This is a genomic window from Parvibaculum sp. (assembly GCF_035511255.1).
GTDB lineage: Bacteria > Pseudomonadota > Alphaproteobacteria > Parvibaculales > Parvibaculaceae > Parvibaculum.
Genome location: NZ_DATKFR010000235.1, coordinates 16032 through 27369 on the forward strand (window position 1 = coordinate 16032; position 11338 = coordinate 27369).

The following is an 11338-nucleotide window of genomic DNA, read 5'->3' on the forward strand; positions in this document are numbered from 1 at the left end:
TCCATGCCAGACCTGACCTATACCGCACAGATCGCGAGCGCCGCGCCCCCGATCCCATACGAACTGAACTCGTTCGTTTATAAAGAAGCGAGAACTAAGAATAGGTTACAGCCGATATGGCGCTATTTGATTCGATTTGGAATCGTCTCCGGCCCGAATTAGCAGAATGTTAAGCATGAAATCTCGTGGAAGGTGCCGCGAGCGACGCCCCCAAAAGCTCGTTTCAGAAACGCGTCGCCACCACCAGCCTCACGTCGCGACCGGGCAGCAGCATGCCGTCCTTCTTGAAGGAAACATGGTTGCGGACGTCGTCGTTCAGCAGGTTCTCGCCGATCAACGAGAGTTCGATCGGCGCCCCCCGCGTGAACGTCTGCGGCAGCATATAGTGCAGCTCGGCATTGAGCAGCGTGTAGCCCGCCGTCTCCGTCTCGAAAGCGCCGAGATCGTTCTGCCGGAAGGCGTAGAGAACGCCGACACGTCCCGACAGTCGATCCGCCTCGTAATAGACGCCGGCACCGACCCGCATCGGCGGGATGCGCGGAACATTGCCGCCCGCATCGAGCGTCGCGCGCACCACATCGAAACGTCCGTCGAGACCGATCGTGCCGTCGTCGAGTTTCACGACGGAATGCTTCCCGCCGATCTCGAAGCCCCGGAACGTCGCATCCTGCTGGCTGTAGCGCACCTCGCGGAACTCGCCGCCGGAGCCGCCCGGCGTGCAACTCGCGAAGTCCTCGTCGCAGGTCTCGCCGGTGTATTGCTTCAGGACATAGCCGTCGAACTTCGTCTGGTAGACGGCCGCTTCGAGTGAGAAGTCCTTGCCCTCGCGGCGGAACGACAGCTCCGTCGAATAGGCGGTTTCCATCCCGAGCGTCGGATCGCCGAGCTCGAAAGTACCCGTTGCGTCATGCGCGCCCTTTGAAAAAAGTTCGAGCGCTTCCGGCGCGCGCTGCGACGCCTGGAATGTCAGGCCCGCGACCCAGTTCGCCGGCAGCGCCCAGACGAGACCGGCCGAGCCGCTCACCGGCGTATAGCTGCGCGACGCCGCGTTCACGTCTTCCGTCGCCTCGTCGAGCGCCGCGCCGTCGACCGCGACATGCTCAATCCGCCCGCCGAGTTGCAGCTTCAATGCGTCGGTAAGCGACGCCTCCTCGAAGAGAAAGGCGGCCAGCGTCTCCGTTTTCGCGGGCGCGAGCAGTTCGCCGCCCTCGCCTTCGGCGCTCAACTTGTGCTCGATCGCATGAATGCCGAAGGCGCCGGTAAAGGGGCCGATATTGTCGTGAAGAAATTCGGCGCGGCCCTCCCAGAGCTTGTCGTCGAAGCGCGAACCGACCTCCCCTGTCGCGGCCGCGACCTCGCCGTGATTATAGGTGTTGTAGCCGCCGGTCAGACGCAGCGTCTTCACCCATGACGAGAAGTTGAGTTCGGCCGCCGTCTGGATTTTCGTTTGCTCCATGTCGATGAAGGTCGGATTCGCCGGGTCTTCCGGCACCGGAATGCCGTAGTCGCTGTCGAAATGCGAGATCGAAGCGCCGACATAGCCGTTGTCGAGCAACACCGACGCGCCACCCGCGACGCCGGTCGAGTCCGTCCAGGTTTCGGACTGATGCGAAACGTCGCCCGGGATGCGGTAGTCGTCGGTCTTGCGACGATAGGCGTCGGCATGCCAGACGACGTTGCCCGTGGCGATCTCCGCCAGCGCCGAAGCGTCGCGGCCCTTGTCGACCGTGTCGTAGCCGGCGGACAATTCGGCCGTATAGCCGTCTTCCGGTTTCGATGTCGGAATGCGCGAATTGATGACATTCACGACGCCGCCGATCGCCTGGCTGCCATAGCGGAGCGTCGCCGGGCCGCGCACGACTTCAACCTTTGTCGCGCTCAAGGGGTCGATCGGCACCGCATGATCTTCACTGACGCCCGACACACCGTCGCCGCCCAGCCCGTTTTCGAGCACGTGCACCCGGAAATTGTCGAGGCCTCGAATGATCGGACGGCTGGCGCCGCCGGCAAAGGAGGATTGCGCGATACCCGGCTCGTCGGCGAGCAGCGCGCCGAGCGTCGGAGCTCCCTTGCTCAGTATCTCGTCGCGCGTAACCACGGTGACCGGCGCCGCCAATTGGTCGAGCGGCGACGCCAGAGGCGAGGCCGTCACCACGATCGTATCCAGCGGATCGGCCGCGTCGGCGGCCGCAACCGGTCCGTTCGTCGCCGCCAACAACAGAATGGTGGCCGTTCCGATCTCGAGATGACGCATGACGATACCCCCTGATATGTAATGTTATAATATTACATATCAGGATTTCCCCGCGGCGCAAGCCCGGCCTTGCCCTCCGCGACATGGAGCCGGCTTCATGCAGCGCGCGGTTGGGGATAGGCTCACTTCAGACGCCTGAAGTCCGGAGCCGCCGAGGAGCCGCCATGCCCAGCAAGAAACGCAAGAAGAACCAGGACGACGAAGACGACGGGAACGGCCATTACAAGAAGGCGCTTTACGAGCTGCAGGTCGAACTCGTGAAGCTGCACAAGGACGTCATCGCGAACAACCGCAAGCTGCTGATCGTCTTCGAGGGCCGCGACGGCGCCGGCAAGGACGGGACGATCAAGCGCATCACGGAGCATCTCAGCCCTCGCGAGGCGCGGGTCGTCGCGCTGGGCAAGCCGTCCGACCGCGAAACCTCGCAATGGTATTTCCAGCGTTACGCGCGCTATCTGCCCGCGGCGCAGGAGATCGTTCTCTTCAACCGAAGCTGGTACAACCGCGCGGGCGTGGAGCACGTCATGGGCTTCTGCACGGAAGCCGAATGCGAGACATTCCTCGCGACCGTTCCCGCCTTCGAGGAAATGCTGATCGGCGCCGGCACGACGCTTCTCAAATATTATCTCGACATTACGCGCGACGAGCAGAAGAAGCGGCTCGACGCGCGGCGCAAGGACCCGCTGAAGCAGTGGAAGCTCTCGCCCGTCGACAATGCGGCGCTGAGGCACTGGACCGACTACAGCAAGGCGCGCGATACGATGTTCGCCCGTACGCATACGCTGCATGCGCCATGGCACATCGTCTGCGCCAACGACAAGCGCGAGGCGCGGCTCAACGTGATCCGCGACATTCTCAATCGGGTCGATTATGAGGGCAAGAAACAGAAGCTGACGATCCCGGACCTGGATATCGTCTTCCCCTTCGAGCCCGCACATCTCAAAAACAAACGGATCGCCCGGTGACGCCTCTCCTTTCCGCGCTCACGATCGAGCCCGAGCGTTTCGCGACGCTGATCGCGCTGGGCTTTTTCTTCGGCCTCGCCTTCGAGGAATATTTCGCCAAGAGCCGTATCAAGCCGCCGGGCGGCGTGCGTACTTTCCCGCTGCTGGCGCTTTGCGGCGGGCTTCTCTACACGCTCGAACCGCAATATGGACTGCTTCTCCTTGGCGGGCTCGGCATTCTCGGCGCCTGGCTTTCGATCTATTACGCACAACGACTACAGAACCAGCTTGCGGAGACGGATGATCAGGCGCCCACCGACCGCCGGCTCGACGCCGGCATCATGGCGCCGACCTGCAATGTGCTCGCCTTTCTTCTCGGCCCCATCGCCCTTTCCGAGCCGCTCTGGGTCGCGGTCAGCGTCGCGGTTGCCGCCGTGCTCTTCACCGGTGCCCGCGAACGCCTGCATGCGCTGGCGACGACGCTTGGCTCCCAGGAACTCGTCACGCTCGGCAAGTTCCTGATCGTCATCGGCATCGTGCTGCCGCTCGTTCCCAACGAGCCGGTGACGACGCTGACGCAGATCACGCCTTATGAGGTCTGGCTCGCGGTCGTCGCCGTTTCGACGCTTTCCTATGCGAGTTATCTGGTGCAGAGGTTTCTCGCCCCAAGCCATGGGGTCCTGATCTCGGCGGCGCTGGGCGGACTTTACTCCTCGACCGCAACCACCGTGGTGCTGTCCCGCCGTGCGCGCACGAGGCCCGGCGCGGACGCCCGCACGCAATCCGCCATTGTGCTCACCACCGCCGTCATGTTCCTGCGTATCATCGTGGTCGTCGGGATATTCAGCACGCCTCTGGCGCTGAAACTGCTGCCGGCGATCGCCATTCTCTGCCTCTCGGGGCTTGCCGTCAGCGCCTGGTTCATGTGGCCGGCCGCCGGCGCTGGCAAGGATGCGGCGGAACCCGCGACGACGACCAACCCGCTCGAACTCTCGACCGCCATCATCTTCGCCGTCCTCTTCATCGCGCTTTCGATCGCCGTCGAATGGGCCAAGACCCGCTTCGGCGAAAGCGGGCTTTTCGGCCTCGGCCTCCTTGCCGGCTTTACCGATGTCGATCCTTTCGTACTGAGCGTCGCGCAGGGCGCCTCGCGCGCCTTCAATCTCGATGTCGCGGCAGCCGCGATCTTGGTCGCTGCCTCCGCCAACAACTTCCTCAAGGCAAGCTATACGCTGGGCTTTGCCGGACGGGTGGCGGGACTGAAGCCCGCGCTCGCGCTCTTCGCGCTGTCGGCGGGCGGTATCATCGCGGTTTTCTTCGTGCTCGGTCGGGTGTAATCCATATCGATGTCCGGGAGACCCTCCGCTTGAATTACCGCCACGCCTATCACGCCGGAAACTTCGCCGATGTGATGAAGCATGCCGCCCTCGCGCTCGCGATCGAACATCTGAAGCAGAAGGAGAAGCCCTTCTTCCTGCTCGACACGCATGCGGGAACGGGCCTGACGGACCTCGGCGGCGTTGAGGCACAGAAGACGGGCGAATTCCTCGACGGCATCGCCCGCATTCTCGCCGACCCCGCCCCGCATCCGGCTCTCGCGCCCTACCTTGCGACGCTCGCCCGCCTCGGCTGCATGGGCCCCGCGCCAATGTCCTATCCTGGCTCTCCGCTCATCGCGCGCGAACTCGCGCGACCGGGCGACCGTCTCGCCTTCTGCGAATTGCATCCCGATGACGCGGCCTCGCTCAAATCGCTCTTCCGGCGCGACGGGCAAGTCGGCGTTCACGAAATGGACGGCTATTCGGCCTTGAAGGCGATGCTGCCGCCGAAGGAGCGCCGCGGTTTGGTGCTCATCGACCCGCCTTTCGAGGCGCGCGACGAATTCGACACCGTGCTCGCGGGCCTCGGCGAGGCGATGGCCCGATGGGCGACGGGTACCTATCTCATCTGGTATCCAGTGAAGGATCCGAGCGTCTCTGGTGCCTTCCTCGACGCGCTCGAAACGCGCGGCCCGGCGAAGACACTGATGGCCGAGCTTCACATTCGCGGCGCGGAAGACGCCTCGCGGCTTTCGGGCTGCGGGCTCGTCATCGTCAATCCGCCATGGACGCTGAAGGAGACCTTGGCGGACCTTTATGGCTGGCTGGCGGAGAGGCTCGCCCAGGGACCGGGCGCGCGGGCCCGCGTCGAATGGCTCAAGTCATAAAGAGACCCGCCGCTCGGACGAGCGGCGGGTCGGTCGCTGCGAGAAATCCGATCAGAACTGGATGTTCAAGCCGGCCGTCAGAAGGCTTCCGACGCCGCCTTCCTTGCCGATGCGGGCGTCATAGCCGAGGAGCCAGCCGACCGGCTGCCCCTTGCCGATGCTGCCTTGCGCGCCGACGCCGAGACGCACGTCGTCCTCGTTCTGCGTCGGAACGGTGACCGAGGCCCCACCAAGGCCGCCGGCGACGCTTGCGAGAGCGAGGTTCACCGTGTCGTCGCTCTTGTCGAGCACAAACTCGTACGCGGCATGGCCCGTCAAGGTGACGTCGTCGAGCGGGACGATGATCTCACCGCCGAGGCCGAGCGTCGTCTGATCGACCGAGCGGTCGGGATAGGCAATGTTGCCGCCAGCCGCGCCATGTTCGGTGTAGCCGTCGATGTCGGCTTTGAGATAACTCAGCGAGGCGACCGGGCCAAGCTTCGTCATGCCGCCGACGCCGATCATGTAGCCGACTTCGCCATAGGCCGTCTGTGCGGTGCCCTTGGTGTCACCCGTCGCGGTGAGGCCGTAGGCCGCCGGGCGCTCGATCTTGCTGAAGTCGATCCAGGGCAGATAACCATAGGCGGCCGAGGCGAAGAAGCTGCCCGTATCGTAGGTGCCGTAGACGCTGAGCGAGACCGACTTCGACTCGGTCCGGAAGCCGTCATGAGGCTCCATGCGGCCGCCGCCGAAGCCGAGCGCGCCGCCGACGATGAGGCCGTTGCCGAGATTGGCGTCGATGCCCGCCGTGCCCCGCAGATCCTCGACATGGTTGACGTAGTCGTGGTGACGCTCGTCGGAGCTGTAGAGGCCCGATCCCCAGACGTTGAAGCTCGCGACGCTACCGCCGTTCGCCATCGCGCCACGCAGCACGCCAAGGCGATTCTGGATTGGGGACAGAGCCTCGTCCGCCGCCGAAATGCCGGCATCCGCCGCCATCGTGGTCGTCGCGGCACCTTCGCCGATCATGTAATCGTAGAAGAGCGGATCGACGGCCGTGGGCAGCGTCACATGATAGACGAGGATCATATTGTCATTGTCATAGGACGACGAGCAGTCCGTCCCGCTCATCGTGCAGGCCGTCGAGACATAATCGTTGTCGTTCGAGACGAAGAGCAGGAAGTCCTGCGGGTGCTTCTCGTCGAGCATCGGCATGAGCGACATGCCTTCCCACTTTTCCGACATGGCGAGCGGGTTGGTGGAGCTCGCCATCGAGGTCGTCAGGCCGAAGGTCGCAAGCTGCGTCGGGTTCAGCATGTTGACGAGCTCGGTCTGGGAGACCGGCGCAATCGAAGGATCGAGCACGACGCTGCCGCCGACGAGCGTGTCGACCGGCGTATAGGAGGTCTCGTAGGTCGTACCCGCGAGATTGGTCGCACCGCGCGTGTCGACCAGCAGGATGCTGCGATAGGTGAGGTTGTTGGTGGCGCCGGTGCCGAGGCCCGTACCGCCGTCGCGGGCGAGCGTCAGAAACTGGTAGTCGTTAATGGCGAGAATCTCGCTCTGCGCCGCCGTGCGGTTCACGGTACCGCCGGTGCCGCCGAACGTATATGTCGGGAGCTGGAGAACGTAGTGGCCGACCGGATTCTCGGGCGTCGCCTCGCCGGAGACGTCATAGACAAGCACGCGCGTGTTGGACCGGTTCGCCTGGTTGGAGTTCGCCGTGTCCTGTACCGTCGCGCTCTGCAGCACCGCGATCAGGTATTTACCGTCCGGCGTCAGCGACACGCCTTCCAGACCCTGATTGTTGCGTCGACCGCCATCGGTCGGCGCGCCGAGCGAGTTGTAGTTGAGATTACCGGCGGTGAAGGGCAACAAGGCCTTGGGCGGCTGGATCACGCCCTGAAGACGGCCGCTCGCATCGAAGTAGTAGATGCTCGCCGCATATTCATCGCTGACATAGAAACTGCCGTCCGAGCGGAAGGTGACGGCCTCGGCATCGAGCGACACCTTGCCCGCGCCCGTGCCTGAGGTCGGGCTTGGCAGGACGAAGCCGTTCTGGGTCACCGTGCCAGCCGCCGGATCGGCGCCGGTGAAGGGATTGCCGTTGAAGTCCGTGAGTTCGATGCCGCCGGTCTGGTCGTAGGTAAGCTGGTCCTGCGAGCCGGTCGAGGCCGGCAAATCGGCACCCGAATAAGGCGTAAAGGTCGAATCGAAGGCGTTGAGGCGCGCCGGATAGTCGAAGAAGAGCGGCACGGACGGATCGTTGCGGCCGCGGTCGGGCAGCGTGTACATCGAAAAGGAATAGGTCCCGTTCGAATCGACGCGCCAGGTCGAACGGTCGATGGCCATGCCCGAGAACGATCCCAGCGTGTCGCCGAGGAAATCGACCGTCTGGGCCGAAAGCCGGCCGGTGCCGACAAGACCCCAACTCGTGAAACTGACGCCATCCAGGGTTGTCGTCTCGGCGACGCCGCTCGGCGTCGTGTCGACATTAGGCGTGGTGTAGGACGGCGCCGCGGCGAGCGCGGGATGCGCTGCGAGCACGGCAAAGCTGGCTGCCGCGAACAGAGCGCGGCGAGCAAAAGGTCGCATGGAAGCCCCCGATGGTTAAACAAACGTTCCAAACGACCTTTTGGCAGTCCTGCATTACATTCCTGCAATGTAGCGGCGGCATTCCGGTGAATGCTTGTTGACATCCCCGTCACAAACCGGATGACCGGATGCGGGTATCGCGTCTATAAAGGCGCCGACCGGCCCACAAGAAAAGAGCCGGCAGTTGGAGGAGCGTGATGGACGGGGGGCCGAGCCTCGGGCAGACGGACCAGACGGCGGCACGCCTTGCCGCCGAAGAGGCCTATCACGCCGAGGTCGAACGCAACCTCCGCCGCAACTTCGCTGCCAATCTCGCCCATGGGCTTCTCGGCCAGACGGGGTTTCGCCTCGTCACCGCGCCGACCTTCGTGCCGGCCTATATCTATCTTCTCTCGGGCTCCGAATTCGCGGTCGGCCTCGCGCTCGCCTCGCAGTGGCTCGGCAACGCGCTGTCCTCGACGCTTGGCGCCACGCTGGTCGAGCATCGCCGCCGTGTGCTCCCGATGGGGATGCTGGTCGGCTGGGGCATGCGTGGCGGTGTGCTCGGCCTCGCGCTCAGCGGCTATTTCCTGCCCGACCATTGGGCGCTTATTTTCGCCTGCGTCTTTCTATGCATGTTCGGCCTCTTCAACGGTGTGCAGTCGGTCATCTTCCAGCTTCTATTGGCCAAGGTGATCCCGCTCCGGCTGCGCGGGCGGCTCACCGGCTTCCGCAATTTCGCGGCGGGTCTCACGGCCTCGGGCGTCGCCTATCTCGGCGGCAAGTATTTCGTCGAGGCGCATGCGCTCGGAAACGGCTATGCGACGACCTTCCTCGTCGCCTTCGTGCTCACCTCGATCGGGCTTTCGACGCTGATGTTCGTGCGCGAGCCGGAGGCGCCGGAGGTCCGCGCGCCGACGAGCTTCGCGCTCCGGATGCGGCAGATCCCCGACCTGCTGCGCGAGGACAAGGAACTCACGCATTTCTACATCGCCTCCGGTCTCGCCGCGCTCGGAACCCTGGCCGTGCCCTTTTATGTGCTCTATGCGGGCCACTCCATCGGGCTCTCAGGTACGACGCTCGGCATTCTCTCGACGGCTTTCCTGCTGTCGCAGACCGGCGCCAATCTTCTCTGGGGCTCGATCGCAGACCACGCCGGCAACCGGCTCGTCTTCCTGCTCTCGGTCGGGCTCTGGGCGGCGGCGACGGTGCTGCTCATGACGGTGCATTCGCTCTGGCCGCTCGTCGTCGTCTTCGCCGGTCTCGGCGCGGGCCAAGCCGGTTTCCAGAACAGCACGCAGAACATGATCCTCGAATTCGGCGTGCGCGAGGACCTCGCGATGCGGATCGCGATCATGAACACTGCGACCTCGGCCATGATGGCGCTCGGACCGCTCCTTGGCGGCTTCATCGCTCATGGCTCGTCCTTCACCGTCGTCTTCTCGGTTTCGGCGGCGACGCTCGCCCTTGCTTTCGGCCTCGTGCTCTTCTTCGTCAAGGAGCCGAGGCAGCGGGGGCTCTTCCGCTAGGTCGGACCGCACCGGCATCCTTCCACCGCACCACTTCGTCGAGCAGCGCCTCCGGCCGTTCGCGGACGACGCGAAGCGCGCCCGCGAAGACGCGGCCCACATCGCCATCGAGCGTCAGTTCGTCGCCCTCATGGAAATCGCGTCCGCCGATGCGGCAAAGCCCCTTGTCGGCCATGATACGAAGGTCCGCGCAGCCGACGAGGCAGACCTTGCCGAGCTGGCGCGCCACCACGGCGGCATGAGAGGTGCGTCCGCCGGACGCCGTGAGCACGCCCGCCGCCGCCGCGATCCCTTCGATGTCGCCGGTCGATATGTCGTCGCGCACGAGAAGCACGGGCTTGCCCTCGGCGGCGAAGAGAGCGGCACGCTTCGGATCGAAGACAATATGACCGATGGCGGTGCCGATGCTCGCCGGAACGGCGGTCGCCAGCGGCGCGGCGTCGCCGCCGGCAAAACGCAGGCGCTCCAGCCTGTCGAGCGCGATGCCGTCCAGACGCTTCAAGGCTTCCTCGGGCGCGATCAATCCCTCGGCCACCATGTCGACCGCCATGCGCAGCGCCGCCCAGGGCATGCGCTTGCCATTGCGCGTCTGAAGGAGATAGAGGCGGCCTTCCTCGACCGTAAATTCGAAATCCTGCATGTCGCGGAATTCGGCTTCGAGGACGCTCTTCATGCGCTGGAGTTCGGCCGCAACGGCAGGCAGGCGACGCGGAAGACGCTCCGTGTCGTGGACCGCATGCCGACCCGAGACGACATCCTCGCCCTGCGCATTGAACAGGAAGTCGAGATAGGTGCGGTTCTCGCCGGTGGCCGGATCGCGCGTGAAACCGACGCCCGCGCCCGAGCTCGCGCCCATATTGCCGAAGACCATCGCCTGCACGGTGACCGCCGTGCCCATATTCGCGTCGATCCCGTTCAGCGCCCGGTAGCGCTTCGCCTTGTCGCTCATCCATGAGCGGAACACCGCCTCGACCGCGGCAAGAAGCTGTTCCATCGGGTCTTGCGGAAAAGGGTCGCCCGTCAGCGCGAGGGAAAGCGACAGCGATTCCTGCGCAATGGCGGCGAGCGCCATGCTGTCGAGATCGCGAATGCTCGTCAGCCCCTCCGCCGCCGCCCGCGCCTCGGCCAGCGCGTCGAAAGGCGCCGCATCGACCTCGCGCACGACCTCGGTGAAATCGCGGATGAGGCGGCGATAGCTGTCCTGGACCTGGCGCGGATTGCCGGTCATGCGCAGGAAGCCGCGCGCGGTCTGTTCGGTCAGGCCGATATTGAGGATCGTCTCCATCATGCCCGGCATCGAGACCGGCGCGCCCGAGCGCACGGAAACGAAAAGCGGGCGGCGCTCGCGGCCGAAGCCGCGTCCCGTCGCCGCTTCGAGTTCGCGCAAGCCGCGCGCCAGCAACTCGCGCGTGCCGTCGGGAAGTTTGCCGCCGTCGAGATAAGAGCGGCAGATCTCGGTGCCGAGCACAAAGGCCGGCGGCACGTTGAGGCCGAGCCGTGCAAGCCGCATCAGCCCATAGGCCTTGGAGCCCATGGTTCCGGCGCTCGCCGAAGCCGGCGCGGGCTTTCCGGGCATGACGAGAAACAGGTGTTCGTCGAGGGACATCTTCAACCGGCCATGACGTCGTTGACGAGGTGATCGCGCAACATCAATGCCGTGCGCGACAGGGCATCCGCCGCCTCCTCGAGAAGACGGGCAAGCGTTCCGACAAGTTCGAGAACGCGGAAATCCGGCGCCTGCATCAGGAGCAGGCCGCGCGCCGTGCGCTCGACCTTGTCCGTCTCATGCTCGATGCCGGTGAGGCGATCGACGGCCTGCAGGAAATCGTCGAAATCCTCGCGCGCGCCGTCG

At 64.8% G+C, this 11338-nt stretch carries 8 protein-coding genes; 4 read left to right on the top strand and 4 right to left on the bottom strand.

Going from position 1 to position 11338, the window contains the following annotated elements:
- Nucleotides 1-223: 223 nt before the first annotated feature.
- The gene (locus tag VMR03_RS09380) at nucleotides 224-2254 is read right to left on the bottom strand and encodes a TonB-dependent receptor (RefSeq protein WP_325404511.1); all 2031 of its coding nucleotides are present in this window, start codon (nucleotides 2252-2254) and stop codon (nucleotides 224-226) included.
- Nucleotides 2255-2418: 164 nt separating this feature from the next.
- On the opposite strand from VMR03_RS09380, the gene ppk2 reads away from it, so the two are divergent.
- Genes ppk2 through VMR03_RS09395 form a run of 3 tightly spaced genes read left to right on the top strand, consistent with a single transcriptional unit; the run spans nucleotide 2419 to nucleotide 5404 of the window.
- Complete coding sequence (ppk2, locus tag VMR03_RS09385) at nucleotides 2419-3219, top strand: polyphosphate kinase 2 (protein ID WP_325404513.1); 801 nt, start codon at nucleotides 2419-2421, stop codon at nucleotides 3217-3219.
- The gene (locus VMR03_RS09390; protein ID WP_325404515.1) at nucleotides 3216-4535 is read left to right on the top strand and encodes a DUF4010 domain-containing protein; all 1320 of its coding nucleotides are present in this window, start codon (nucleotides 3216-3218) and stop codon (nucleotides 4533-4535) included. The genes ppk2 and VMR03_RS09390 overlap by 4 nt, the downstream gene beginning before the upstream one ends.
- Nucleotides 4536-4564: 29 nt before the next feature.
- The gene (locus VMR03_RS09395) at nucleotides 4565-5404 is read left to right on the top strand and encodes a 23S rRNA (adenine(2030)-N(6))-methyltransferase RlmJ (protein ID WP_325404517.1); all 840 of its coding nucleotides are present in this window, start codon (nucleotides 4565-4567) and stop codon (nucleotides 5402-5404) included.
- A 51-nt stretch (nucleotides 5405-5455) separates the two neighbouring features.
- On the opposite strand, the gene VMR03_RS09400 is transcribed toward VMR03_RS09395, so the two are convergent.
- Nucleotides 5456-7978, bottom strand: a complete 2523-nt coding sequence (locus VMR03_RS09400; protein WP_325404519.1) for an esterase-like activity of phytase family protein — start codon at nucleotides 7976-7978, stop codon at nucleotides 5456-5458.
- Between the two features lie 197 nt (nucleotides 7979-8175).
- Here VMR03_RS09400 and VMR03_RS09405 point away from each other — a divergent pair, with 197 nt between their 5' ends.
- Nucleotides 8176-9486, top strand: coding sequence for an MFS transporter (locus tag VMR03_RS09405; RefSeq protein WP_325404521.1), 1311 nt, complete (start codon nucleotides 8176-8178; stop codon nucleotides 9484-9486).
- Here VMR03_RS09405 and VMR03_RS09410 read toward each other — a convergent pair.
- Together VMR03_RS09410 and VMR03_RS09415 are read right to left on the bottom strand one after the other, a co-directional pair.
- Nucleotides 9452-11092 (bottom strand): PEP/pyruvate-binding domain-containing protein, encoded by a 1641-nt coding sequence (locus VMR03_RS09410; protein ID WP_325404523.1) that lies wholly within the window; start codon nucleotides 11090-11092, stop codon nucleotides 9452-9454. The genes VMR03_RS09405 and VMR03_RS09410 overlap by 35 nt on opposite strands.
- 2 nt (nucleotides 11093-11094) lie before the next feature.
- A partial coding sequence (locus tag VMR03_RS09415; protein WP_325404525.1) for a hypothetical protein occupies nucleotides 11095-11338 on the bottom strand: 244 nt, incomplete at its 5' end.